This window comes from Cryobacterium sp. SO1, assembly GCF_004210215.2.
Taxonomy (GTDB): domain Bacteria; phylum Actinomycetota; class Actinomycetes; order Actinomycetales; family Microbacteriaceae; genus Cryobacterium.
In genome coordinates, this window is sequence record NZ_CP067394.1 from 878,884 (window position 1) to 902,581 (window position 23,698).

The following is a 23,698-nucleotide window of genomic DNA, read 5'->3' on the forward strand; positions in this document are numbered from 1 at the left end:
GTTCTGCGGTGGCTGCGGAAGCTCGACCACCGCGACGCCGTTGACCCGCAAGCGCGCGGATCCCCGCCCCAGCGACACCACCATCATTCAGCCGCTCGCGCCGCGGTCCACGGTGATCTCGGTGCCGTTGTGGCCGGATGGCGGCAGTCACCCCCACGGGCCGGCCAGCGCCGGTCTGCCGGTCACCGGTCTCCCGGCCGAGGGTCCGGCCCGCACCGGCGACGCCCTCGCGTCGGCGCCCGCCAAGGTGCAGCCGACCCGGTACACCCTGCAGTTCAGCACCGGAGAGACGGTCTCGGTGCGCGGCACCGGCCTCATCGGCCGACGCCCGCTGCCCCAGCCGTCCGAACGGTTCGACCACCTGATCCAGATCACCGATCTGGGCATGTCGGTCTCCAAGAGCCACCTCGAGTTCGGCCAGCACGACGGCGAATTCTGGGTGAACGACCGGTTCTCGGGCAACGGCACGGTCGTGCGGCGCCCGCCGGCTCCTGCGCTGCGCTGCGAACCCGGCCGCCGGTACCTCGTCGCCCGCGGCGCCAGGGTCGAAATCGGCGACCAGTTCTTCGTGGTGCTCTAGCAGCCGGGCCTCCTCCACAGCCGGGCCTCCTCCACAGCCCGGTCGCCGCCACGTTTGTGCACCGGCGCGCCCGACCGGCTGCGCCGGAGCACGTTGTGCGGGTTTGCTTGAGTTATGACCGTCGCCCCTGAGCGTCCCAGCCCTGAGCTGCCCGCCGCGCACCTGCCTGCCCCGCACCTGCCCGCATCCGACCCGATCCGGCTGCCGAGCCGGCCCACGGCACCGGCACGTCACGGGTTCCCGCTCATCGCGTGCGTGGCGCCGCTGGTCGCCGCCGCATTCATCTGGGGGATCACCGGGTCGGCGTTGGTCCTCGTGTTCGCTGTGCTCAGCCCGGTCATCGCTGTGGCCGGGCTCCTGGACGGGCGTCGGTCCAACTCCCGGCAGCGTCGCAGAGACACCGCCGGGTACGCGGCCCAGATGATCGAGGCCGAATCCGCCGTCGATCAGGGACTCGCACGTTTGCGGCGGGAGGCCTGGAACGCCGCACCCTCGGTGCACCGGATACTCGGGGACGCCCATGAACCGACCCTCTGGGCCGACCCGGCGACGGTCTCGGTCGTTCTCGGCACCGGAGACCTCGCCAGCGGCTTGCGCCTGGAGGGCGGCGATGCGGAGCAGCGCGAGTTGCGCGCCAGGGCCGCGGTGCTCACCGGGGCTCCCATCACGGTGGACCCGGCCGGGGGTATCGGGATCGTCGGGCCCGGACTGCTCATCCGAGCCCTCGCCCGCAGTGTGGTGGTGCAATTGGTCGGCCAGCTCAGCCCCCGGGCACTGGGTATCCGGGCTCCCGTCGGCAACGACTGGGCCTGGACGGCCGGACTCCCACATCGGACCGCGGCGTCCCCGGTCTGCTGGCTGACCATCACTCGAGCCGGCCGGCCGAACCTGCCGAGCCCGCCCGTGCAACCGGGGGGACCGGGCGGTGACTACCGGATCACCCTCGCCGAAACCGGCGCCGTACTCCCGCCCGGCTGCGCGACCCTCGTGTGGGTGCACGGGGCCAGCGACGCGGAACTCGTTCGCGTGGGTGGGCATCCGGCTGGGCTGCGCTTCGTACCGCAACTGCTGGCAGACCAACAGATCATCGGCTTCGGCGCGATGCTGCACCGTGAGGCTGAGGCAGCCGGTCTGGCCGGCGCGGAGGCCACCCTGCCCGAGACCGTCGCTTTCGCTCCGCTGTGCTCGGGCCGGGCGGCCGGTCCCGGCGACGCGCCGGGCGGCCTGGCCTGCGTCATCGGAATGGGGGAGCACGGAGCGCTGACCGTGGACCTGGTGAGCGATGGCCCACACGCCCTCGTCGGCGGCACCACGGGTAGCGGCAAGAGTGAACTCCTGGTGACCTGGGTGAGCGCCCTGGCCGCGCGATACCCGCCGAGCCAGGTCACCTTTCTGCTCGTCGACTTCAAGGGCGGGGCGGCCTTCGACGCCGTGCGCGCACTCCCGCACTGCGTGGGGCTGATCACCGACCTCGACGAACGCGAGGCACTCCGGGCCCTGGCCAGCCTCGCCGCCGAACTCCGGCACCGGGAGCGCGTGCTTCGGGACGCCGGCGGCCGCGACATCACCGACCCGCGGAGCGCCGGCCGGCTGCCGCGTCTGGTCATCGTCGTCGACGAGTTCGCCACCATGCTCGGCGCGTTTCCCACCCTGCACGCGCTCTTCGTCGACATCGCCGCCCGCGGCCGGTCCCTGGGGGTGCACCTGGTGCTGTGCACGCAGCGGCCCGCCGGCGTGATGCGGGACGCCCTGCTGGCGAACTGCAGCCTGCGGCTCTCGCTGCGGGTGAACAACGCCGCCGACAGCCTGGCCGTGATCGGCACCGATGCGGCCGCCGGCATCGATGCCGGCCGGCCGGGCCGGTGTGTGCTGCGCCGGGGGTCGGCTCCGGCCCAGTCCTGCCAGGTGGCGACCACGAACGACGACGACATCCGGGCTGTTCTGGACGATCAGGCGGTCCCGGTGTCGCCGGTGCGGAGGCCCTGGCTCGATCCCCTCCCTCCGCTGGTGACCGCCGAGCAGGTGACCGCCGTGCAGGTGACCGCGCTCGCCGGGCACCTGGCCCCGTCGACGATGGTGCTGGGCCTGATCGATGAGCCCCACCTGCAGCGCTATAGCGTGGCCGGGTACGACCCCCGGGCCGACGGGCATCTGCTCGTGGTGGGCGGCGCCGGCACGGGCAAGTCGACGCTTCTGGCGGCGATCGCGGCCCGGTCCGCCCCGCCGGCCGCCCACCGGGTCAACGTCATCCCGGCCGACGTCGAGGCCAGCTGGGATGCCCTGGTGCAGGCCAGAGCGGCTCAGGACGCCCTGGCCGGCCCGGCACCGGCAGGCGGTGGGCGGCACGACGCCGGCATGGAATGCCGGGTGTTGCTCTTCGACGACATCGACGCCGTGCTCGCCCGCTGGGGCGAGGAACACCGAGCCGCCGCCCTCGACCTGCTCACCGGGCTGCTGCGCGACAGCGGCCAGAGCGGGCTACGGCTCGTGCTGATCGCGCAACGCCTCACTGGGGCGCTGCAGGGTCTGCCCGCCCTCTGCCAAAGCCGTCTGGTGCTGCGGCTGCCCAGTGTCTACGAGCACCAGGCCGCGGGGGAACCCGCGGCCAGCTACGACGACACCCTGCCGCCTGGTGGCGGGCACTGGCGAGGTGCCCGCATCCAGTTGCTGGCGGCCCCGGCGGCCTACCAGCACGGCGAGCCGGCCGTCGTGCCGTCCGCACTGTCCGCCTCGCGCACCGACTCGCGGGTGCTGCTGGTGATCGCGGGGTCCACCGCGCGGTCGGCCGCGGCCATCCGAGCTGCCGGCTCGCCGGACTTCCCACACGTCGTCGAGCTCGGCGCGCACCCGGCTGCCGGCAGCCAGGGCGGGCGCCTCGAGGTCTCGGACGTCGGCGCCGGCACCGTGCTGGTGGGCGATGCCGATACCTGGCAGGCGCACTGGTCTCTGCTGAGCGGGCTGCGCGGCGTGGCGCCGCTGGTCTTCGACGGCTGCAGCCTGGCCGACTATCGCCTGGTGACTCGCCGGCGAGACCTGCCACCGCCACTCGCCCCCGCCTCCTCGCGAGGTTGGCTGGTGTGGCCGGACGGAACGGTGCAGCGGGTGACGGTGCCGTAGCGGCCTGCCCGGTCGTGCAGCCCGGGCTACTTCGCAGCGTCGTCCTCAGTGACGGCGGCGTCGGCGTCGTCACGGTGGGCCAGCTCGGCTCGATCGTCGGCGGAGGCCTCCCGGTCGCTCTTGGCGCTGGTGCGATCCAGAGCGGCCGCCCGGCGCTCTCCGTGGCCGGAATACTTCTCATTGACATCCAGGAAGGCCTGCAGATCAGCGGCCTCGGCACGCTCGTCCGACTCGACGTCACGGACGTCGGCGGCGTCATCACGCTTCTCCGCGTCCGCCAGGATCTTCCGGGTCTTCCGGTCCCTGGCGCTGGATGAATCCGTTGGTGTACCCACAGCTTCCATCTAACACCACCGCTGACTCGAACCTCAGGCGAGAACCTCGGCGAGCGGCCGGAACGGCAACGCGTTGGCGGTAGCCACCGGCAGGTTGGTGAGGGAGCCGCCGTAGGTGTTCAGCCCCAGGGCCAGGGCAGCATCGGCGGCGAGCGCGGCGGCCCAGCCGAGGTTCGCGATGGCGCGCACGTAGGGGAGGGTTGCGTTGGTGAGGGCATAGGTCGAGGTGCTGGGCACCGCGCCGGGCATATTGGCCACGCAGTAGAACAACGACCCGTGCACGGTGAAGGTGGGCGCGGTGTGCGTCGTGGCGTGGGTGTCGGCGAAGCAGCCACCCTGATCGACCGCGATGTCCACGAGAACACTGCCCGGCTTCATCCGCGACACCAGGTCGTTGCTGACCAGCTTGGGTGCCTTGGCGCCCGGGATGAGCACGGAGCCGATCACCAGGTCGGACTGCACGAGCGCCGTGTCGATCTCGAAGGCATTGGACGCGATGGTCTTGACCCGGCCGTAGTACTGGGCATCCAGCTCGCGCAGCCGGAAGAGGTTGGTGTCAAGGACGGTGACCTCGGCGCCGAGGCCGACAGCCACCTGCATCGCGGCGGTGCCCGCGACACCGCCGCCGAGGATCGTGACCCTGGCGGGATGGGTGCCAGGCACGCCAGGCACCAGCAGGCCAGGCCCGCCGTTGGGCTTGAGCATGGCGTTCGCGCCGACTATCGGCGCCAGACGCCCGGCGACCTCGCTCATCGGCGCCAGCAGGGGCAGTGTCCGGTTGGGTAGCTGCACGGTCTCGTAGGCGATGCCGGTGACGCCGTCCGCCAGCAACGCCCGGGTGAGACCGGCCTCCGCGGCGAGGTGCAGGTAGGTGAACAGCACCAGGTCGTCCCGGAAGTAGCCGTACTCGCTGGGCACCGGCTCCTTCACCTTCAGCAACAGCTCGGCCGCTGCCCAGGCGGCTGGGGCATCCGGCAGGATCGTGGCTCCGGCGGCGCGATACTGCTCATCCGAGATCGACGAGCCGATTCCCGCGCCGGTCTCGACGAGCACGTCGTGGCCGTGCAGCACCAGGTCGTGCACGCCGGCCGGGGTGATCGCCACCCGGAACTCGTTGTTCTTGATCTCGCGCGGGATTGCAACTCGCATGACGCTCCTGAGCCTGGTGGGGACAGCCTGGTGGGGACAGCCTGTTGGGGGCCAGCCTGGGTGCACAGCCTACTGCGCGTGCCGCGTGGTTACCGTTAACAACAAACCAGCGCCGACGACGAAATCGGTTGAAAATTGCAGGAATGTTAACGTTTTGATCATTTTGTGGCGGGTTTGGTTCCGACTGTGCCAGTATCGGTCCACTCGTCACGCAGCAGGCCGGGTCGTCCCGACGCTTCCGAAGCCACCGAAGAATTGCAAGGAGACCGACATGCCGCACAGGCCCATGCCCGCAGATCCGATGATCCAGCAGCTCATCCGCCAGGCCAGTCAGGCACAGCTCGGTCGTCGTGCGCTGCTCACCGGCGGGGCCGGAGCCGCAGCGCTGGCGCTCGCCGCCTGTTCGACGGGGAGCGCGGCCCAGCCGACCGCGGCGGCGGACGTGTCCGGCAGCGACAAGACCCTGCGCTGGGACAACTGGGCCCTCTACATCGACGTTGACGACGCCGGGAACTACCCGACGCTGGAGGCGCTCACTGCCGAAACCGGCATCACCGTGAACTACACCGAGGCCGTCGACGACAACAACACCTACTACGGCAAAGTCAAGGACCAGCTCGCCCTCGGCAAGGACATCGGCGCCGACACCGTCTGCCTGACCGACTGGATGGTCGGCCGGCTCGCCCGGTTCGGGTACCTGCAGGAACTCGACCACAAGAACATCCCCAACCTGGCCAACCTCCTGCCCAGCCTTAAGGACGTGGACTTCGACCCGGGCCGGGCACTGTCGGTGCCCTGGCAGGGCGGCTTCGCCGGCATCTGCTGGAACAAGGAGAAACTCCCGGACGGCATCGGCTCCGTCGAAGAACTGTGGAACACCCCCGAACTCAAGGGCCGGGTCGGCGTGCTCTCGGAGATGCGCGACACCATGGGCCTGATCATGCTCGACGCGGGCATCGACATTTCCGGTGACTGGAGCGACGAGGAATTCACCTCCGCGATCGAGGTGCTCAAGAAGCAGGTCAGCGACGGCCAGGTGCGCAACATCAAGGGCAACTCCTACAAGGAGGACCTGGTCAACGGCGACAGCCTCGCCGCCATCGTCTGGTCGGGCGACATCGTCCAGCTCAACGCCGAAAACGGCGACAAGTGGGGCTTCGTGGTGCCGGACAAGGGCGGCACCATCTGGAACGACAACTTCGTCGTGCCGATCGGCTCCGCACATAAGGCTAACGCCGAAGCGCTGATCAACTACTACTATGACCCGGCCGTCGCAGCGGAGGTCGCCGCCTACGTGAACTACATCACGCCGGTCGCGGGCGCCAAGGAAGCGGCCATGGAAATAGACCCTGAGCTGGCCGAGAACCAGCTGATCTTCCCCGACGACGCCACCCTCGCCAAAGCGAAGGTGTTCCGCACCCTCACCGGCGCCGAGGAACAAACCTACGGTGCCCAATTCCAGAGCATTCTGCTGGGGGCCTGAGCCGTGTCGAGCGGCGCGTTCGCCGACCGGGGTGCCGACCTGGAGCTGGTCGGCATCCACAAGCGGTTCCCGGGCTTCACCGCCATCGAACACCTTGACCTGGTCATTCCCGCCGGCTCGTTCTTCGCCCTGCTCGGCCCGTCCGGCTGCGGGAAGACCACCACCCTGCGCCTGGTGGCCGGGCTGGAGGACCCCACCGATGGCCGCATCCTGATCGGCGGCCAGGACGTCACCACCCAGAAGGCCTATCAACGACCGGTGAACACGGTGTTTCAGAGCTACGCGCTCTTCCCGCACATGACGGTGCTCGAGAACGTGGCCTTCGGGCTGCGCCGCCGCAAAATCGCGGATGCGCTCGGCAAAGCCCACGAGGCGCTCCGGTTGGTCGAACTCGACCACCTGGCCGCCCGCAAGCCCGTGCAGCTCTCCGGCGGGCAGCAGCAACGGGTGGCGCTGGCCCGGGCGATCGTGAACCGGCCGGCCCTGCTGCTGCTCGACGAGCCGCTCGGCGCGCTCGACCTCAAGCTGCGCCGGCAGATGCAACTCGAGCTCAAGGCCATTCAGGAGGAGGTCGGTCTCACCTTCTTGCACGTCACCCACGACCAGGAGGAGGCCATGACCATGGCCGACACCATCGCGGTGATGAACAAGGGCCGGATCGAGCAGCTGGGCGCGCCGGAGCAGCTCTACGAACTGCCCAAGACCGCTTTCGTGGCCAATTTCCTCGGCCAGTCCAACCTGTTCACCGGAGCGGTGGTGGGGGAGACCGGCACGGCCATCGCCGTCGACATCGCCGGCCGCAGCATCGTGGTGCCTAAAACCCGCTCGCACCGGCACACCGGTGACGTCACCATCGGCGTGCGCCCGGAGAAGCTCAGCCTGCACCGCGACAAACCGACTCCCGACGCCGGCAGCAACGTGATGGGCCCCGGCCGGGTGACGGATGTGTCCTTCACCGGGGTGAGTACCCAGTACCTGGTGACCGTGCCTGGCGTCGGCATCCTCATCGTCTTCGAACAGAACCGTTCCTTCGGGCCGGTCGAGGGCGAGGGGGATGAGGTCTGGGTGACCTGGAATGTGGAACACGGCTTTGGCCTCGACGACGACCCTGTCGCGCCCGACCCCAAGTTCGTGGCCGACACCACCACCAAGAGCATCGCGGCGCAGCGTCACGCGGCACTCGTCACGGAGCTCGAGGAGGCCTAGATGGCGTTCGCCGCGTTCGCCAGCACGGCCGCACCGCCCACCGATGCGCCGCCGCGCCGCCGCAGCAAGGTGGCGCTGCTCCTGCTGCTACCCGGCATCCTCTACCTGGTGCTGTTCTTCCTCGCCCCGCTGGTCTCGCTGATCCTCACGTCTCTGCAGGCGCCGAGCGAGTTCGGCGACATCGGAATGTACAGTTACGCGTTCCGCTGGGAAAACTACGTGGCGGTGATCGAGCAGTACTGGCCGCACATCCTGCGCTCCTTCGGATACGCGCTCATCGCGACGGTGCTGGCGCTGGCATTCAGCTACCCGTTGGCCTACTTCATCGGGGTCACCGCCCGGCGCTGGCCGTTGCTGCAGAGCCTGATGCTGGTGCTGGTGATCGCGCCGTTCTTCATCAGCTTCCTGCTGCGCACCCTGGCGTGGAAGCAGATCCTCTCCGACGAGTCATTCCTGGTGACCTCGCTCAAGGCGGTGTCGCTGCTGGCTCCGGACGCGCACCTCACCGGCACGGCGTTCTCGGTGATCTTCGGTCTCACCTACAACTTCATCCCGTTCATGACGCTGCCGCTCTACACGACCCTTGAACGGCTGGACCTGCGCTACCTCGAGGCCGGCAACGACCTCTACGCCAGCGGGTTCCACACCTTCCGCACCGTCACCATACCGCTGTCGATGCCGGGCATCGTGGCGGGCACCCTGCTCACGTTCATCCCCGCCGCCGGCGACTACATCAACGCGAGTCGCGACTTTCTCGGCGGGGCGGACACCCAGATGATCGGCAACGTGATTGAGGCGAACTTCCTGGTGCTGCTGAACTACCCGGCGGCGGCTTCGCTGTCGATCATCCTGATGACGGTGATTCTCGTGATGGTGGGCGTCTACGTGAAGCGAAGCGGAACCGAGGAGCTGCTGTGACCCGACTCTCCCTGGGCAAATGGTTGTTGCCGCTCTATACGGCGCTGGCGCTGATGTTCCTGATGGTGCCGATCGTGTACACCTTCATCTTCTCGTTCAACGATTCGCTGAAGTCGAACATCACCTGGCGCGGCTTCACGCTGGACAAGTGGCTCAACGTCTGCGCGGTGCAGAACGGGGCCGTCTGCGAGGCCTTCGGCAACAGCCTGATCATCGGACTGGCCGCGACCGTGATCGCTACGACCCTGGGGACCATGATCGCGATCGCCCTGGTGCGCTATAAATTCAAGTTCCGGGCAGGCACCAGCCTGCTCCTGTTCCTGCCGATGGCCACCCCAGAGGTCGTGCTCGGCGCCGGTCTGGCCGCGCAGTTCCTCTCGCTCGGCGTGCCCAAGGACATGCTCACGATCATCCTGGCGCACACGATGTTCTGCATCAGTTTCGTGGTGGTGACGGTGAAGGCCCGCGTCGCCGGTCTGGACCCGGCGCTCGAGGAAGCCGGCCGGGACCTCTACGGTTCGCCCGGCCAGGTGTTCGCGCGGATCACCTTCCCGCTGCTGCTGCCCGGCATCCTGGCGGCCGCGTTGCTGTCGTTCGCGCTGAGCTTCGACGACTTCATCATCACGAACTTCAACTCCGGCGCGGTGACGACATTCCCGAAGTACATCTATATCTCGGCGTCGCGCGGCATCCCGGCGGAGGCCAACGTGGTTGCATCGGCGGTGTTCATCCTGGCGCTGGTGATCGTGGTGGTCGCGCAGGTCGCCGCCGCCGCTCGCGCCAAACGCCAGGCCCGCCTCGGCTAGTTTCGTTCGTCGTCGTCGACGGGCAGGGGCACGGCATCCGACGGTGCGCCGTCGCCGTCGCCGTCGCCGTCGCCGTCGGTGGCCGGCCTGGTGAATGGCACCGTGCCCAGAACCTCGGAGGACGTGCGCACCGGCCCGACGGTGCGCTTACGCAACGGGTCGCGGCGCAGGTCGACATACAGGGACACGCACAGGCCGATGATGATCAGCACGAACGGGGTCGCCGCCAGGATCGTGAAGGTCTGCAGCGCCCCCAGACCGCCCACGAACAGGAGCACCGCTGCGACGGCGCCGGTGAGCACCGCCCAGAAGATCACCAGGGGCTTCCACGGTTCCTTGCGGCCGCGACTCGAGAGCGTACCGAGCACGAGGGCGCCGGCATCCGCCCCGCTGACGAAGAACACCGCAGTGAGCACCATCACCACCAGGGCAGAGCCGATGAAGAACGGGTACTGCTGCAGGGCGGCGAAGAACCCGGCCGCCTCGCTGCCGGTGCCGGCGATGTCGATGCCGCCCAGCTGCAGATGCAGGCCGGCCCCGCCGAACACGACGAACCAGAGGATGCTGACCGCCGTCGGCACAAGCAGCACGCCGAGGACGAATTCGCGGATGGTGCGGCCGCGGGAGATCCGGGCGATGAAGGTGCCGACGAACGGGGTCCAGGAGATCCACCACGCCCAGTAGAAGATCGTCCAGCTGGCCAGCCAGTCGCTGCCGCCGAACACCGCCGAGTGGAAACTCATCGGGACGAGATCGGCTAGGTACGCTCCGACGGCCGAGGGCAGCAGGTTCAGGATGAACACCGTCGGGCCGACCACGAAGACAAACACCACGAGCACGGCGGACAGCACCATGTTCGTGTTGCTGAGCCACTTGATCCCCTTGGCGAGCCCGCTCGCGGCGGAGAACACCACGCCCACCGTGAGCACGCAGATGATGATGATCGGAAGGGCGGTGCCCGGGTCATCGGCGAACTCGCCGGTGGTCAGCAGCGAGAAGCCGGCCGCGATCTGCAGCGCACCCAGCCCGAGGGACGTCGCCGAGCCGAACTTGGTGCAGATGATCGCCAGGATATCGATGGGCTTGCCCCAGCCCTTGTTGACGATCCGGTCCCTGCCGAAGATGGCCTGGAACGGGGAGCTCATCAGGTTGCCGCGTCCCATCCGGTAGGTCGAGTAGGCCAGTGCCAGGCCGACCACCGCGTAGATCGCCCACGGATGCAGACCCCAATGGAAGAAGGTATACGCCATCGCCGCGTTGGCAGCCTCCGGGCTGTTCGGCTCCGCGTCGACGAACGGCGGCGGCGATGCCAGGTGGGTGACCGGTTCGAAGACGCCGTAGAACATCAACCCGATTCCCATGCCTGCGCTGAACATCATCGATACCCAGGACAGCGTCGAGAACTCGGTTTTCTGCCCCTCGCGGGAGAGCGGGATGCTGCCGTACCGGCCGAACGCCAGCACCAGCGCGAAGACCACGAAGCCGGAGGCCCCCAGGATGAACAGCCAGCCCAGGTTGCTGGTGACCCAACCCAGGGCTGTTGACGCCCCGGCGCCCACAGCATCGGTGAAGAACACGCCGAGCAGGCAGACCACCACGATGATTCCGGAGGAGACGCCGAAGACTGTTTTGTCTACAGTGGCCCAGCCTGTGCGGGCGGGTTCATCGACAGCGTCCCCAATCACGGATTCGATGTCGTCGTCGGATATTCCTCTGGACATGGTGCTCCTTGCCGACCGAACAGGCTCCGATCACCTCCCATTGTGCACAATTGGCGGAGCAGTGTCGAAAGCAACGGCCCGTGGTCTGAATCAACGGTACGTGTGTTCAGGGGACATTACTATAGTGGCAGATATGGCTGAACTCGATGAATCCGGAACTGCTGGGCCCTCTTTGTATACCGGTCGAGGTGATTCCGGACGTACCACCTTCGGTCGGCACGGCGACGTGGCCAAGACCGATGTGCGCGTCGCCGCTTATGAGGAGTGCGACGAAGCCAACGCGCTGGTGAGTGTGGTCATGGCCGTCGGGAACCTGCCGATCGGGATCACGTCCACCCTGGCGAGCGTGCAGAACGACCTGTTCGATCTGGTCGCCGACCTCGCCGTGCCGCTGGACGCTGCCGAGCCCGCGACCGCGCGCATACGAGAATCACACCTGACCCGCCTCGAGCGGGCCGTCGACCATTTCGAGCCGGATGCCGCCGACCTCAGTGGCCGCGTGCTGCCCGGCGGCACCGTCGCCGCCTCGCTGCTGTACCAGGCGCGTGCGGTCGTGCGGCGAGCCGAGCGGGCTGTCTGGGTCGCCGTGGAGGCGCATCCGTCCCTGGTCAATCCGCTGTGCGCATGCTACCTGAACCGGCTGTCGACGCTGCTGTTTGTGCTCGCCCGGGGCGCAAACGCCGAGCACGGTGACATGCAGTGGGTGCCGGAGGCGTCGGCGCTGGCTATGGCGCAGGAAGACGGCGCCGCCGCCCAGCCTGCCGACGCAGCCGACATGGACCCCGCCTCCCCGGCCTGATCGGCGCCGACCGCTTTCGTGAACGGTTAGACGTAGCTGGCGCGGATCTGGCCGATGGGCTGGCCACCGCCGTGCACGGCGAGCTTGAGCTCGGGCACGATCGCATCGATGTCGGCACGGCGTACCGCACCGGCATCCGCCAGCAGGCTCAGGGCCACGATGGTGGCCGCCCGGAGGTTGCCGTCGAGGATCTTCAGCGCCACGGTCATACCGTTGTCGGCTGAGGCCACCATGATGCCCTCCGCGCCGCCCTTGACGAACAGGCCCAGCCGCTCGATCGCGATCGAGTCCGGCAGGCCGGGCCCGGCGATGACCCAGCCGTTCTCGCGTACCGCCTCGGCCAGGAACCCGGCCTCGCGGTAGATGGCGAACGGTGAGCTCGACTTGGACGTGGCGATGCGGGCGATCCCGCGGGCCAGGGCGGTCAGGGACAGCGCGTGCACCGGGGCGCCACACCCGTCGACGCCGCTCGCCGCCGGCCGCTCGCCGGTGAAGCGCTCGACGACGTCGAGAATGCGCTTCTGCAGCGGATGCTCCGGGTCGAGGTACCCGGCGACCGGCCAGTGATTCTGCACACACGCCACGAGCATCGCCGCGTGCTTGCCCGAGCAATCCGAGTAGATCGGGGCCGGGCCGGCGCCCTGGCGCACCAGGGAATCGCGGGTGCCGGAGTCGCCCGGCCAGGTGGGCGTGCAGCCCAGGTCGGCCTCGGAGAGTCCGGCGCGGGCCAGCAGTCCCCGCACCAGGTCGGTGTGCTTCTGGGTGCCGGAGTGGCTGGACGTCGCGATCGCGGCGTCCTCCCCGCGCAGCACCACGCCGCTGGCCATGACCGCGATGGCCTGGAAGGGCTTCATCGACGAGCGGGGGAACACCGGCGCGGTGACGTCGCCGAGGGCGCGGAGCACCGCGCCGTCACTGCCGAGCACCACGGCCGCACCGGCGTGGCGGGACTCGATGAAACCGGAGCGTTCCACGACGGCCAGCTCGACGGCGTCGATCACTTCGATGGTTCCGGCGGTGGCGGGCGCTGCCGCGCCGAACGCGGCGGGCGTCGTCGACGTCGTCACGGTTACAGCGTCGCCATCGCGTCGTCGATGACCGAGAGAGCGTCGGCCAGCAGGGCATCCGTGACGGCCAGGCTGGGCAGGAACCTCAGCACGTTGCCGTAGGTGCCCGCGGTGAGCAACAGCACGCCGTGCTGAGCGGCGTAGGCGGCGATCGCGGTGACCGCGGCGGGGTTGGGCGCCTTGGTCGTCGTCTGGGTGCCCGGCTGCACGAGCTCGATGGCGATCATGGCGCCGCGGCCGCGGATGTCGCCGATCATGTTGTGCTTGCCGGCCAGCGCGGTCAGACCGGCACGGAGGGTCTTCTCGATGCGCTGACCCTCGGCGAGGAGGTTGTTGCGCTCGATCGCGTCGAACACGGCGATCGCGGCAGCGCAGGCGACGGGGTTGCCGCCGAAGGTGCCGCCGAGCCCACCGGGCTGCGACGCGTCAAGAATCTCGGCACGGCCGGTCACGGCGGCCAGCGGCATGCCGCCGGCGATGCCCTTGGCCACAAGCACCAGGTCGGGTTCCCAGCCGAAGTGCTCGCTGGCGAAGTAGGCGCCGGTGCGGGCCATTCCGCTCTGGATCTCATCGGCGATCATCACGACGCCGTTCGCGGTGCACCACTCCTGCAGCAGGACCAGGTAGCCCTCGGCGGGCACCATGAAGCCGCCCTCGCCCTGGATGGGTTCGACCACGAGGCAGGCCAGGTCGCTGGCGCCGACGACCTTCTCCAGGTACGCGATGGTGCGGGCCGCGGCCTGGGGGCCGGTGAGGCCGTCGTGATACGGGTACGAGTTCGGGGCGTGGTAAACGTCGCTGGCCAGCGGGCCGTAGCCGGTGGCGTATGGGGCGGCCTTGTAGTTCATCGCCATGGTCAGCACCGTGCGGCCGTGGTACGCGTGGTCGAGAACGGCCACGGCGCGGCGACCGGTGTACTTGCGGGCGATCTTCACGCCGTTTTCCACCGCCTCGGCACCGGAGTTGATCAGCACGGTCTTCTTGGCGAAGCTGCCGGGCGTGTGGGCGGCGAGCAGCTCGGCGACCTTCACGTACTCCTCGTAGGGGGTGATCGTGAAGAGGGTGTGCACGAAGTCGTTCAGTTGGTCGGTCGCGGCCGCGACGACGCTGGTCTCCGAGTGCCCGACCGTGGTCACGCCGATGCCGGCGCCGAGGTCGATGAACTGGTTGTCGTCGAGGTCGACGACGATCGCGCCGCTGGCCTTCTTGATGTACACCGGCAGGGCGGAGCTGACACCGGTGGACACGGCGGCCAGGCGTCGCTGATGCATCTCCGTCGATCGCGGGCCGGGGATGGCCGTCACGATCTTGCGTTCCTGGGTCACCGTGTAAACCGGGGACGAGGGGGTGGAAGCGGCAGCGGAATCAGTCAACGTGTCAGTCATGATCGGCCCAGTTTACCGCCAGGGCGGCCAGGCGTCCGGGCTATTCCCTGCGAGAATTATGAGTAAGCGTGAAACCCGAAGGAGACGCCATGATCGGTGCACATCACTATGCAGTGCAGATCCATTGGACGGGCAACCGGGGCACCGGTACGAGCAGCTATCGGGCCTATGGTCGTGACCACGTTCTGACCTCCTCGGGCAAGGCGCAGATCGCCGGTTCGGCCGATCGTACCTTCCACGGTGACGCCGACCGGTGGAACCCCGAGGAGCTGTTGCTGGGGGCGCTGAGTCAGTGCCACCTGCTCTCCTACTTGCACGTCGCCGCTAAACACGGGGTCGTCGTCGTCGGGTATTCCGACGACGCGATCGGCACGATGGCGCAGACCGCGGATGGCGGTGGCCACTTCACGGCCGCCACCCTGCGTCCCCGGGTCACCATCGCCGATCCCGACCAGGCGGAGCTGGCCCAGTCCCTGCACGCTGAAGCGTCCAAGGCCTGCTTCATCGCCGCGTCGGTCAACTTCCCAGTGGGTCACGAACCGGTGACCATCATCGCCGAGCCGGCCTCACTGCTCTGACGCTCCCCATCGCTGGTCGAGCTTGTCGACCCGGTAGTCGGTCTCGACAAGCTCGACCAGCGTGTGGTCGCTTTCTTGAGGCGGCCTATTCCTGGGCGGCCTCGAACAGCGTGAAGGCCTCTTCGAGCACCGACGCGGCGTCGTCGATGAGGGCTTCGGAGATGACCACGGACGGCATGATTCGCAGCACGGAATCCCAGCTGCCGGCATCCAGTGCGATGACGCCGTTGGTGGTGGCGTGCTTGAGCACGAACGACAGAGCCTCGGGGAACGGTTTCGTGGTGCCGGGGTGCACGAGCTCCACGCCGAACATGGCGCCCTTGCCGCGCACATCGCCGACGATGCCGAAGGTATCGGCCCAGTCTCCGATGCGGTCCCAGAGGGCCTTCTCCACACGCTTGGCTTCGCCCAGCAGGTTGTCGCGCTCGATGATGTCGAACACCGCCAGGGCTGCCGCGGTCGAAACCGGGTTGCCGCCGAAGGTGCCGCCGATGCCGCCGGGCTGAACGGCATCCATGATCTCGGCCCGGCCGGTGACGGCGGCCAGCGGGAACCCGCCGGCGATGCCCTTGGCCGTGGTGACCAGGTCGGGTACCACGCCGTGGTGCTCGATGGCGTACCAGGCGCCGGTGCGGGCGATGCCGGCCTGGATCTCGTCGGAGACGAAGACGATGCCGTTTTCGGTGCAGAACTCGCTCAGTCGTTTGAAGTAGCCCGGGGCTGGGATGACGATGCCGCCGTCGCCCTGGATCGGCTCGACGAAGAAGGCCGCGATCTCCGAGGCGCCGATGTGCGTCTGGATGTAGTCGATGGTCTTCTCGGCTGCTTCTTCGCCGGTCAGGCCGTCCTGATAGGGGTAGCTGGTGGGCACGCTGTAGATCTCACCGGGGAACGGGCCCATGCCCACGCGCTCCGGCCAGGGGCGGTAGGTCATCGCCATGGTGAGGTTGGTGCGGCCGTGGAACGCGTGGTCCAGGCTGACGATGGCGCGGCGGCCGGTGTACTTGCGGGCGATCTTGACCGCGTTCTCCACGGCTTCGGCTCCGGTGTTCACCAGGATCGAGTGCTTCTCGAAGTCACCGGGGGTGATCTCGGCGAGCTTCTCGGCGACGCGCACGTAGTTCTCGTACGGGGTCACGGTGAAGAGGGTGTGGGTGAGCTTGCCGGCCTGCATGGCGGCGGCCGCGGCCACCTCGGGGTGGGCGTGGCCGATGGTGGTCACGCCGATGCCGCAGCCCAGGTCGATGATCTGGTTGCCGTCCACGTCCACCAGGATCGCTCCCGCGCCGTGGTCCATGTAGATGTTGGCAAGGGTGCCGGCACCGCGAGATACGGCGCGAACGCGTCGTTCCTGCAGCGCGATTGACCGTGGGCCCGGGAGGGCGGTGACGAGCTTGCGCTCCTGGCTGACCGAGAAGGAAGAAGACATGCCCCCAGCTTACGGACGTCGGCTGGGTCGCAGCCCCGCACCAGCCGCGGTCAGGCGACGCAGGCGGCGACAGGTGTTCTCCTGTCACGGAGACGAACTGAAAACGCTCGTGCGCTCACGTGGCTGCCATGCTGGCCCTGACAACACTGCACGCAGCCATTTCAGGAAGCGTGAGCACGGTGGGTTATCTGCTTGGCGGCATGAGTGTCGTATTAGCGACGGCCCTGTTGTACTTTTGAATTCGACTGTTTCGGGCCAAGACGACGAATCACGTCGACTGACCCGAATCAGGACGAATCACGTCGACTAACCCGAATCAGGGAGAGTCTTCCTGCGGAGACGTCTTGCTCGTCCGGTCAGCGGGATTCTCGCCTGCCAAGCGAATGAGCCCCAGTGTGTGGGCCCAGCCGGTCCTTTCCTCTCGTCTCTCCTGGTGCTCGACGAAGAGTTCATACCCTCGATCACCGCGTTCCTTCTCCGCCCACGTGATCACCTCATGCACGTCGGCGTGGGTGACCTGCCACTCGTCGCTCGATGGCGCGTAACCAGCGGAGTACAGCTCCCAGAAGTAGACGCGGTACGCGGGATCGTCTTGCTCCCACGAGATGTCCCGAGGGTCAATCGGCCTGGTTTCCATAGCGAGCACGCTAGTCCGATCACGGGGTGGAGGCCCAACCGCTGCTGATAGGTTGTGCGCCATGTCGGTTTCGTTTGAGTGCGCCACAGTGTCGGTTCTTGCTCCGGAGCGACTCTTCGATCTCGCACGGGACATCAGCGCTCACACGGATTCCATGTCGGGGTTCCGGGAGACGGCCGTCGGTGGTGTCCGCAGCGGCTTGATCGGCCTCAACGAGGAGGTCACCTGGCGCGCGTGGCATTTTGGGCTGCCTCTGCGAATGACGAGTCGAATCACCGCGATGAGTTCGCCAGAGAGTTTCTCAGATGAGCAGACCCGCGGGCCTTTCCGATTTTTCACCCACGAGCACGAGTTTCGACCGCACGGTGTGGGCACTCTCATGATTGACCGGGTGTCGTTCTCGGCACCGCTCGGGTTCCTCGGCCGGGTCGTTGAGCGCGTGGTGCTCGCCAGCTACATGCGGAGACTGATCGAGCAGCGAAACTCGTATCTCCAGGGCATCGCCCGCTAGCTGTCTCGACCATGGTCGTCGAGAACGGCCAGAATGCGATTGAGGTGAGTGCGAGTGTCCGGTGCGCCTTCGGGGCGAGACGGTGCCGTTGCTCGAGGGACCGGCCCCACGTGGTTCCGGCCAGGATCAGGGCGATACCGACGTAGCCGGCAAGGGCCAGGTTGTCACGAGCGATCGTTACTCCGACAATTGCGGCCCAGATCGGCTCGGTTCCAAGGAGGAGGCTCACTCTCGATGGCGAGGTGCGCCGCACCGCCCAGGTCTGCACCAGGAACGCGAAGACCGTGCAGGCGAGAACGAGGTACAGGAACAAACCCGCGCGTGCCGGGTCGAGCTCGGCAACAAAGTGCGGGATCGAGTCGCCGTAGAACAGCGAGAGAGCAGAGAAGAACACCGCGCAGGTGGCCAATTGCACCGTGGTGAGGTGAAGCGAATCCATCGGCTTGTTACCGGTGAGTGCGAACATCGAGGTGACGTGGATGGCGCGAATGATCGCGGCGACGAGGACGAGCAGGTCGCCGAGGCTCGTTGTGTGGAATACGCCGTTACTGGCGAGCAAGGCGACTCCACCGATCGCGATCATGGCGGCAAGGACGAACCTCCCGGGCAGCCGGCGACCGGAAACCGCGGAATCCAGAATCGGGGTGAACACGATCGTTAGGCTGATGATGAGTCCGGCATTCGTGGCCGACGTGTTGGCTATCCCGAAGGTTTCGAACGCGAACACGGCGGCCAGGACCATCCCGAGCAGCACACCCATGCGCCATTCCGCTGCGGTGATCCGGTTGCGCCGAGCGGCCACGATCGCCGCCATGATGGCCGCGGCGAGCAGCATCCGCAGCGCAAGCAGTGCCACCACGGACTCCGGCCTCACGAGTTCTTTGGCCACGAGATAGGTCGACCCCCACGAGGCGGCGACCAGGAGCAGAAGCAGATCGATGTGGAATCGGCGGAGGAGAGCAGGCATTCCACCATCGTCTGGTTCCCTGTCACGTAAGACAAGAGAGAAGTTCGCTGTGGGATGCTTTAGTTTGAACTTATGGAAATGGGTCAGCTTCGCGCCTTGAGAGAGTTGGGTGACCGCGGCAGCATCGCGGCCGTCGCAGCGGCGCTGTACGTCACGCCATCGTCGATCTCTCAACAGATCAGCGCCCTGCAGCGGCATTCCGCCGTCCCGTTGACGTACAAAGACGGGCGGCGCACCGCGCTTACCGAGGCCGGGCGCGCCCTGGCACTGGCGGCGATCGACGTGGAGGTGGCGCTCGAGCGCGCCCGACAGGCGGTGGAGTCTTTTCAGGGCGATCCAGGGGGCATCGTGTCGGTCGTGGCCTTCCATAGCGCGGGCCTGGCCATTTTCGGTCCGCTGCTGGCCGCGTGCGCGAGTCCGGAGTGGCCCGACGTCCGGCTGAGCGATTTTGACGTGGCTCAAGAAGATTTCCCCCTCCTCACGGCCGATCACGATCTGGTCCTCGCACACCGGCTGGTCGGTAGCCCGTCGTGGCCGGGGTCGGTGCGGGTGGAACCGATCCTGTTCGAGCCCCTGGATATCGCTGTCCGACGCGATCACCCACTCGCGACCAAGGCTGCGATCGAACCGGCGGATCTGCTCGACGAGGCGTGGGTCGCCGTGCATGAAGGCTTCCCGCTTGAGCAGGCCCTCTCCGTGATCGCGGCAATCGGGGGGAGCGAGGCACGCGCCCTGCACCGGATCAACGAGTTCTCCGTTGCCGCGTCGGTTGTCGAAGCGAGCGGTTGTGTCGCTCTGATGCCCCGGTACACGACCGACTCGCGAGAGCATCCGGGGCTGGTCCTTCGTCCGCTCGCGCACCAAGGCCTGGGGCGGTACATCGACTGTCTGGCTCGACCAGAGACTCTGGAGCGGTCCAACGCGAAGGCAGTCCTGTCGCAGATCCGGGCCATTGCCGGAACTCTTGTTCGCTGACCGCTGAAGGACGCCAGGAATCAGGCGTCGAGGCACTGCAGCCCTGAGCGGATACTGTGTCCTGTACGTGTGATTCCTGAGGGGGGACCGAATGATTCGTCGGCAAGTGAGTCTTGTTTCGTTGGCGGTGGCTGGAGTGCTGGCGTTGTCGGGGTGCGTGGCGGGTGCCCAACCTGGCCCAACCGCGACGCCGGCAGCTGCGGAGTCTACGACCGACACGGCTACGTGCACCGGTTTCAATGACGTTGCGACGATCACCGCGAACGCCGATGCCGGCCTTCGCGACGGGCGGATGGCGACGCAAGAGCAGCAGGGCTGGTACCGACTGGCTACGCGCGTATTGGATGGCGTGCCGACCCGCGGCGAGGGTGAGGTCAGCCGCGCAACTGCCGCGCTGAAGGACGTTGCGCCGGCGGTCGACCTCGGTGCCATGGGAACGACCGCAATCGGTTCCGCGGAATGGGACAGTGCCGTGCGGGAGCTGTCCGATGCCTGCGCTGCGGCGGGCGTCGAGATGGCCATTGAGATGTACACCGGCGGATGATCTGACTCCGGCGATCGTCGCCGTCGGCGAAAAGTAGCGCTTTACGCCCGGTGGGGCGGTCGTTCCGCGGCTCGGATGGAGAGGCCGCGTGATCGGCTGGCAGTCCAGACGAGGGCGCCGGCGGCGATGATCGCTGCGAGCAGCCCGACGATGTGGACTATGAGCGAGGCGATCCCGCGTTCGGGGAGCAGGAACCCGTACGGGACCCAGCCGTCGGTCACGCCGCGGATCAGCACCGTGGTCAGCCACAGGACCGGGTAGGGGAGCAGCATCCAGAGCCGTCGCCAGGGCAAGCGCGGACGGTCGCCGACGAGCAGCCAGTCGAGTGCGACGAGGAGCGGGAAGACGATGTGCAGGAGCGCACTGACCCAGGGCGGTGCGGACCCGGTTCCCGGGACCAGAAGGTTGTAGATGACTGCGACGACGAGAAAATAGGCCGTGGCGATTCCCCGCACAAAGGTAAGCGAGGGCGGGACGGGTCGGCCGAGAACGGCCAGTGTCCCGGTCGCGATCAGTACCAGGCTCGTCAGCAGACTCGTCTGATTGGTGAAGTATCCGAAGTAGTCGAACGGGTTGCCGTCTCCGACGGCGATGCGCACGGCGTAGAAGTAGACAAGAACCGCCGTGATCACCACGCCGCTGCCTGCCCGCCCGACCGCGACCGCAACCGCCCTCGGGCGAAGCGCTTCGTCAGGGATCACAAGCGACAGCCTAACGAGGCCGGTCCGGACAAGATTGACCGACCCACCTGCACGTCAGAGCCCGAACCAGGGCAGGCACGGCGCCAAACCAGTGACGTCCACTCGCATTCGGTCCGTGCCGAACCAGTCGTCCCGGGTGAGGCGGAGACGATCCGAGATGAGGACCTGACCGTCTCTGACGTCGCGAGAGATGCCGTCGTGACGGTAGCCGAGCCGTCGGGAGACGCCCTGCGAACCCGCGTTGTCCCGGAACACGTCGGTGAGGGCGGTTTGCGCCCTCAGCCAGGATTCCGTCTTGACCTCTCGCCGGGTGGAGAACTCGCGCCCGCGAAGGGCGACCATGCCCACCGGCTGGCCGTCGGAGAAAAGACCCAACTCCAGCGCCCACGCTTCGGAGGACCACTCGCTGCGCCGACTCCAGTGCTGCTGCACCACGTGCATAGCTGTCTGCTGCGGGGTGCCCTCCGTCCACGGGGTGAGGTAGGGCCGTTCGCCCGGGTGATGCACGCCGGCCGCGGCCAGGCCGCCCATGGCCGCCAGCTCGTCGCGGGTGGGGTAGCGAAGAACGAGTCGGCTGGTCGTCAGCCGCAGATGAAGGAGAGGCCAGAGGTCAGCGGGCATGATCTAACGGCCTCCCGCTATGTCCAGGATGCTTCCCGTGCAGTAGCTTGCGTCGTCGCCGAGCAGCCAGATGATCGCGGCGGCGACTTCAGCGGGGCGGCCGGCCCGCTGCATCGGGATGGTGTGGGCCAGGTCCTTCGCGCGGTCCGGGCGACCGTTTCGGCCGTGCAACTCCGTGTCGATGATCCCGGGCCGAACGACGTTGACCCGAATGCCCTCGTCGGCCACCTCACGCGACAGGCCGAGACCGAGAGTGTCGATGGCTCTTTTGGACGCGGCGTAGTCCACGTACTCACCAGGGGCACCGAGCCGACTGGCTGCTGAGGAGACCAGGACGATGCCGCCGCCGGAACCGCCGTGGCGGGTGGACATCCGCCGTACCGCGTGCCCGCAGGCCAACAAAGGGCCCGCCACGTTGACCGCGAGTATCTCTGCAATGCGCGTGGCGGTGAGCTCATCGACTCTGGACTGTGCGGCTGCGATTCCGGCATTGGCGACGAACGCCGTGACCGTGCCGAGGTGGTCTGCGGCGTCGAACATCGCCGCGATGTCGGTCTCGTTGGCCATGTCTGCGCGCACGGTGGAGGCGAGACCCCCTGCGGCGTGAATGGTCTGGACGACGCCGACGGCTGCTTGCTCATCGTGCTGATAGCTCAAGAGCACCGACCAGCCGGCGTGGGCGGCGGCAATCGCGGTGGCCGCTCCGATTCCTCGGCTTCCGCCGGTGATGACTGCCACACCGCGTGCTCCTGGTTCTGTGTCTATCCCGCCAGAGTTCATCCCGCCAGTATGCGCGCTCGCCGGATGCTCACAGCACGAAGTCAGTCGATGACGGCGGCGACGGCTTCGATCTCGACGAGCTGATCCGGGTAGCCCAACACGGTGACGCCCATCAGCGTGCTCGGCGCGTCATGGTCGCCGAAGGCTGCGCGCACAACCGTCCAGGCGGCAACGAGGTCGCTCTGATCGGACGTTGCCACGAGAACCCGGGTGCTCACAACGTCGGCGAGTCCGGCTCCCGCCGCCCCGAGGGCGACAACGAGATTCTCCATCGCCTTGCCGGCCTGCGCGGCATAGTCTCCTGCGCCGGCGATGCTGCCGTCCAGGTTCAACGGGCAGGCGCCGGCACAGAAGATCAGACGCGCCTCCGCCGGAGCCGTGGCGGCGTACGCGTACTCTGCCACGTCGGCGAGGTCAGCTGAGCGGATGAGGGAAACGGTGTGAGACATGCAGCAAACGTAGCGAAGGCGCATCCGGAATCGGCACCAGCATTAGGAATACGGAACTTTGGAAGGACGCAGCACCGGATATGTGCCTTTTTTGCGCACCAAGGACGTGTAAACGTGCGCGGTTAGCGCAGCTCGCGCCACCAGATGGCGCGCTTGACCCGTTGTACTACCGTCGTGGCCGGTGATTCGTTGTAACTGTGCGCCAGTTCCTGGCCGGTCAGCTTGTGAATCGCGGCCATGATTTCGTCGGTGGCCTTGCGCCGGGCACGGCCGGAGTCTGCGGTGCCGTGCACGCTCACGTCGATCGGTTCACCGAATTTCACGCTGATGCGGCGGATGCGCGGCATCTTCGAACCCACCGGCATGATTTCCTGGGTGCCGATGAGGCCCACCGGCACCACCACGGCGCCGGTGGTGAGGGCCAGCCAGGCCACGCCGGTGCGGCCGCGGTAGAGCCGGCCGTCGAGCGAGCGGGTGCCCTCGGGGTAGATCGCGAACGCGCCGTCCACGTCGAGAACCTCCTTGCCGGCGTCGAGGGCCACCTGGGCGGCCTGGCCGGCGCCGCGTTCCACGCCGATGGCGCCGATCGAGGTGAAGAACTGACGCGACACCCAGCCCTTGAAGCCGGTGCCGGTGAAGTAGGTGGACTTGGCCAGGAACTGCACCCGGCGCGGCGCGGTGAGCGGGATGACGATGCTGTCGATGAATGACAGGTGGTTGCTGGCCAGGATCACCCGGCCGTCTCGGGGGATGTTCTCCTTGCCGGTGATGCGCGGCCGGAAGACCAGGCGCGCGATGGGCGCCATGATGCCGTAGCCGAGGAAGTAGACGAACCCGGGGCGCTTGGGCTTGGTGGGCGTCTCGACGATCTCGTCGGCAGCGGGCACTTGTTCGACGGGGGCGTCCGGCGCGGTTTCGGGCTCGCCTGCTGGGTCGTGCT

The 23,698-nt window shown here is 67.7% G+C and carries 23 protein-coding genes; 10 read left to right on the plus strand and 13 right to left on the minus strand.

The window, feature by feature from the left end; translation table 11 throughout:
• The first annotated feature begins 40 nt into the window (after window positions 1-40).
• Window positions 41-580 carry an FHA domain-containing protein gene (locus tag BJQ95_RS04100; protein WP_240694948.1) on the plus strand — a complete coding sequence of 180 codons (540 nt, stop codon included), beginning with the start codon at window positions 41-43 and terminating at the stop codon, window positions 578-580.
• A 114-nt stretch (window positions 581-694) separates the two neighbouring features.
• A complete protein-coding gene (locus BJQ95_RS04105; RefSeq protein ID WP_256041520.1) occupies window positions 695-3,697 on the plus strand; it encodes an FtsK/SpoIIIE domain-containing protein in 3,003 nt (1,000 codons plus the stop codon).
• A gap of 26 nt (window positions 3,698-3,723) precedes the next feature.
• Here BJQ95_RS04105 and BJQ95_RS04110 read toward each other — a convergent pair whose 3' ends face one another.
• Together BJQ95_RS04110 and ald are read right to left on the minus strand one after the other, a co-directional pair.
• Window positions 3,724-4,032, minus strand: a complete 309-nt coding sequence (locus tag BJQ95_RS04110) for a hypothetical protein (RefSeq protein ID WP_130179252.1) — start codon at window positions 4,030-4,032, stop codon at window positions 3,724-3,726.
• Window positions 4,033-4,065: 33 nt separating this feature from the next.
• The gene (gene ald, locus BJQ95_RS04115) at window positions 4,066-5,181 is read right to left on the minus strand and encodes an alanine dehydrogenase (protein WP_130179253.1); all 1,116 of its coding nucleotides are present in this window, start codon (window positions 5,179-5,181) and stop codon (window positions 4,066-4,068) included.
• Window positions 5,182-5,452: 271 nt separating this feature from the next.
• Between ald and BJQ95_RS04120 the strand changes: the two genes are divergently transcribed.
• Genes BJQ95_RS04120 through BJQ95_RS04135 form a run of 4 tightly spaced genes read left to right on the plus strand, consistent with a single transcriptional unit; the run spans window position 5,453 to window position 9,594 of the window.
• On the plus strand, window positions 5,453-6,664 hold the full coding sequence (locus BJQ95_RS04120; RefSeq protein ID WP_130179254.1) for a PotD/PotF family extracellular solute-binding protein: 1,212 nt from the start codon (window positions 5,453-5,455) through the stop codon (window positions 6,662-6,664).
• Window positions 6,665-6,667: 3 nt separating this feature from the next.
• Window positions 6,668-7,870 (plus strand): ABC transporter ATP-binding protein, encoded by a 1,203-nt coding sequence (locus BJQ95_RS04125; protein WP_130179255.1) that lies wholly within the window; start codon window positions 6,668-6,670, stop codon window positions 7,868-7,870.
• The gene (locus BJQ95_RS04130) at window positions 7,871-8,788 is read left to right on the plus strand and encodes an ABC transporter permease (RefSeq protein WP_130179256.1); all 918 of its coding nucleotides are present in this window, start codon (window positions 7,871-7,873) and stop codon (window positions 8,786-8,788) included.
• Window positions 8,785-9,594 carry an ABC transporter permease gene (locus BJQ95_RS04135; protein WP_240694949.1) on the plus strand — a complete coding sequence of 270 codons (810 nt, stop codon included), beginning with the start codon at window positions 8,785-8,787 and terminating at the stop codon, window positions 9,592-9,594. The genes BJQ95_RS04130 and BJQ95_RS04135 overlap by 4 nt, the downstream gene beginning before the upstream one ends.
• On the opposite strand, the gene BJQ95_RS04140 is transcribed toward BJQ95_RS04135, so the two are convergent.
• Window positions 9,591-11,315, minus strand: a complete 1,725-nt coding sequence (locus BJQ95_RS04140; RefSeq protein ID WP_205750257.1) for a BCCT family transporter — start codon at window positions 11,313-11,315, stop codon at window positions 9,591-9,593. The two genes, BJQ95_RS04135 and BJQ95_RS04140, sit on opposite strands and share 4 nt — an antisense overlap.
• Window positions 11,316-11,448: 133 nt before the next feature.
• Between BJQ95_RS04140 and BJQ95_RS04145 the strand changes: the two genes are divergently transcribed.
• On the plus strand, window positions 11,449-12,114 hold the full coding sequence (locus BJQ95_RS04145; protein ID WP_165385035.1) for a cob(I)yrinic acid a,c-diamide adenosyltransferase: 666 nt from the start codon (window positions 11,449-11,451) through the stop codon (window positions 12,112-12,114).
• 26 nt (window positions 12,115-12,140) lie between these two features.
• Here BJQ95_RS04145 and BJQ95_RS04150 read toward each other — a convergent pair whose 3' ends face one another.
• A complete protein-coding gene (locus tag BJQ95_RS04150) occupies window positions 12,141-13,181 on the minus strand; it encodes an asparaginase (protein WP_130179258.1) in 1,041 nt (346 codons plus the stop codon).
• Window positions 13,182-13,183: 2 nt separating this feature from the next.
• Entirely contained in the window at window positions 13,184-14,566 is a 1,383-nt protein-coding gene (gene gabT, locus BJQ95_RS04155) for a 4-aminobutyrate--2-oxoglutarate transaminase (RefSeq protein ID WP_130179259.1), read from the minus strand.
• Window positions 14,567-14,655: 89 nt separating this feature from the next.
• Between gabT and BJQ95_RS04160 the strand changes: the two genes are divergently transcribed.
• Window positions 14,656-15,144: an OsmC family protein gene (locus tag BJQ95_RS04160; RefSeq protein ID WP_130179260.1), complete on the plus strand. Its 489-nt coding sequence runs from the start codon at window positions 14,656-14,658 to the stop codon at window positions 15,142-15,144.
• Window positions 15,145-15,229: 85 nt separating this feature from the next.
• On the opposite strand, the gene BJQ95_RS04165 is transcribed toward BJQ95_RS04160, so the two are convergent.
• The 3 genes from BJQ95_RS04165 to BJQ95_RS04180 form a co-directional block, all read right to left on the minus strand.
• Complete coding sequence (locus tag BJQ95_RS04165) at window positions 15,230-16,573, minus strand: aminotransferase class III-fold pyridoxal phosphate-dependent enzyme (protein ID WP_130179261.1); 1,344 nt, start codon at window positions 16,571-16,573, stop codon at window positions 15,230-15,232.
• A gap of 316 nt (window positions 16,574-16,889) precedes the next feature.
• On the minus strand, window positions 16,890-17,210 hold the full coding sequence (locus BJQ95_RS04170; RefSeq protein ID WP_130179262.1) for a hypothetical protein: 321 nt from the start codon (window positions 17,208-17,210) through the stop codon (window positions 16,890-16,892).
• Window positions 17,211-17,587: 377 nt separating this feature from the next.
• On the minus strand, window positions 17,588-18,688 hold the full coding sequence (locus tag BJQ95_RS04180; protein ID WP_205750258.1) for a DMT family transporter: 1,101 nt from the start codon (window positions 18,686-18,688) through the stop codon (window positions 17,588-17,590).
• A gap of 72 nt (window positions 18,689-18,760) precedes the next feature.
• Here BJQ95_RS04180 and BJQ95_RS04185 point away from each other — a divergent pair, with 72 nt between their 5' ends.
• Both BJQ95_RS04185 and BJQ95_RS04190 read left to right on the plus strand, forming a co-directional pair.
• Window positions 18,761-19,663 carry a LysR family transcriptional regulator gene (locus BJQ95_RS04185; protein ID WP_130179264.1) on the plus strand — a complete coding sequence of 301 codons (903 nt, stop codon included), beginning with the start codon at window positions 18,761-18,763 and terminating at the stop codon, window positions 19,661-19,663.
• A gap of 292 nt (window positions 19,664-19,955) precedes the next feature.
• Entirely contained in the window at window positions 19,956-20,207 is a 252-nt protein-coding gene (locus BJQ95_RS04190) for a hypothetical protein (protein ID WP_130179265.1), read from the plus strand.
• Window positions 20,208-20,248: 41 nt separating this feature from the next.
• Here BJQ95_RS04190 and BJQ95_RS04195 read toward each other — a convergent pair whose 3' ends face one another.
• From BJQ95_RS04195 to BJQ95_RS04215, 5 genes are all read right to left on the minus strand, one after another.
• The gene (locus BJQ95_RS04195; RefSeq protein WP_205750259.1) at window positions 20,249-20,908 is read right to left on the minus strand and encodes a Pr6Pr family membrane protein; all 660 of its coding nucleotides are present in this window, start codon (window positions 20,906-20,908) and stop codon (window positions 20,249-20,251) included.
• A gap of 54 nt (window positions 20,909-20,962) precedes the next feature.
• Window positions 20,963-21,529, minus strand: a complete 567-nt coding sequence (locus BJQ95_RS04200; protein WP_130179266.1) for a GNAT family N-acetyltransferase — start codon at window positions 21,527-21,529, stop codon at window positions 20,963-20,965.
• A 3-nt stretch (window positions 21,530-21,532) separates the two neighbouring features.
• Window positions 21,533-22,267, minus strand: coding sequence for an SDR family oxidoreductase (locus BJQ95_RS04205; protein ID WP_256041521.1), 735 nt, complete (start codon window positions 22,265-22,267; stop codon window positions 21,533-21,535).
• 83 nt (window positions 22,268-22,350) lie between these two features.
• Entirely contained in the window at window positions 22,351-22,758 is a 408-nt protein-coding gene (locus BJQ95_RS04210) for a RidA family protein (RefSeq protein ID WP_130179267.1), read from the minus strand.
• 122 nt (window positions 22,759-22,880) lie between these two features.
• A complete protein-coding gene (locus BJQ95_RS04215; protein WP_130179272.1) occupies window positions 22,881-23,564 on the minus strand; it encodes a 1-acyl-sn-glycerol-3-phosphate acyltransferase in 684 nt (227 codons plus the stop codon).
• Between the last annotated feature and the right edge of the window lie 134 nt (window positions 23,565-23,698).

Excerpts from the sequence above, each read along its gene's own strand:
- BJQ95_RS04170 (WP_130179262.1), bottom strand. The coding sequence starts at position 17,210 with ATGGAAACCAGGCCGATTGACCCTCGGGACATCTCGTGGGAGCAAGAC.
- BJQ95_RS04105 (WP_256041520.1), top strand. The coding sequence starts at position 695 with ATGACCGTCGCCCCTGAGCGTCCCAGCCCTGAGCTGCCCGCCGCGCAC.
- BJQ95_RS04210 (WP_130179267.1), bottom strand. The coding sequence starts at position 22,758 with ATGTCTCACACCGTTTCCCTCATCCGCTCAGCTGACCTCGCCGACGTG.
- BJQ95_RS04120 (WP_130179254.1), top strand. The coding sequence starts at position 5,453 with ATGCCGCACAGGCCCATGCCCGCAGATCCGATGATCCAGCAGCTCATC.
- BJQ95_RS04145 (WP_165385035.1), top strand. The coding sequence starts at position 11,449 with ATGGCTGAACTCGATGAATCCGGAACTGCTGGGCCCTCTTTGTATACC.
- gabT (WP_130179259.1), bottom strand. The coding sequence starts at position 14,566 with ATGACTGACACGTTGACTGATTCCGCTGCCGCTTCCACCCCCTCGTCC.
- BJQ95_RS04200 (WP_130179266.1), bottom strand. The coding sequence starts at position 21,529 with ATGCCCGCTGACCTCTGGCCTCTCCTTCATCTGCGGCTGACGACCAGC.
- BJQ95_RS04140 (WP_205750257.1), bottom strand. The coding sequence starts at position 11,315 with ATGTCCAGAGGAATATCCGACGACGACATCGAATCCGTGATTGGGGAC.
- BJQ95_RS04180 (WP_205750258.1), bottom strand. The coding sequence starts at position 18,688 with ATGCCTGCTCTCCTCCGCCGATTCCACATCGATCTGCTTCTGCTCCTG.
- BJQ95_RS04130 (WP_130179256.1), top strand. The coding sequence starts at position 7,871 with ATGGCGTTCGCCGCGTTCGCCAGCACGGCCGCACCGCCCACCGATGCG.
- BJQ95_RS04165 (WP_130179261.1), bottom strand. The coding sequence starts at position 16,573 with ATGTCTTCTTCCTTCTCGGTCAGCCAGGAGCGCAAGCTCGTCACCGCC.
- ald (WP_130179253.1), bottom strand. The coding sequence starts at position 5,181 with ATGCGAGTTGCAATCCCGCGCGAGATCAAGAACAACGAGTTCCGGGTG.
- BJQ95_RS04190 (WP_130179265.1), top strand. The coding sequence starts at position 19,956 with ATGGCGACGCAAGAGCAGCAGGGCTGGTACCGACTGGCTACGCGCGTA.
- BJQ95_RS04185 (WP_130179264.1), top strand. The coding sequence starts at position 18,761 with ATGGAAATGGGTCAGCTTCGCGCCTTGAGAGAGTTGGGTGACCGCGGC.
- BJQ95_RS04215 (WP_130179272.1), bottom strand. The coding sequence starts at position 23,564 with ATGGCGCCCATCGCGCGCCTGGTCTTCCGGCCGCGCATCACCGGCAAG.
- BJQ95_RS04160 (WP_130179260.1), top strand. The coding sequence starts at position 14,656 with ATGATCGGTGCACATCACTATGCAGTGCAGATCCATTGGACGGGCAAC.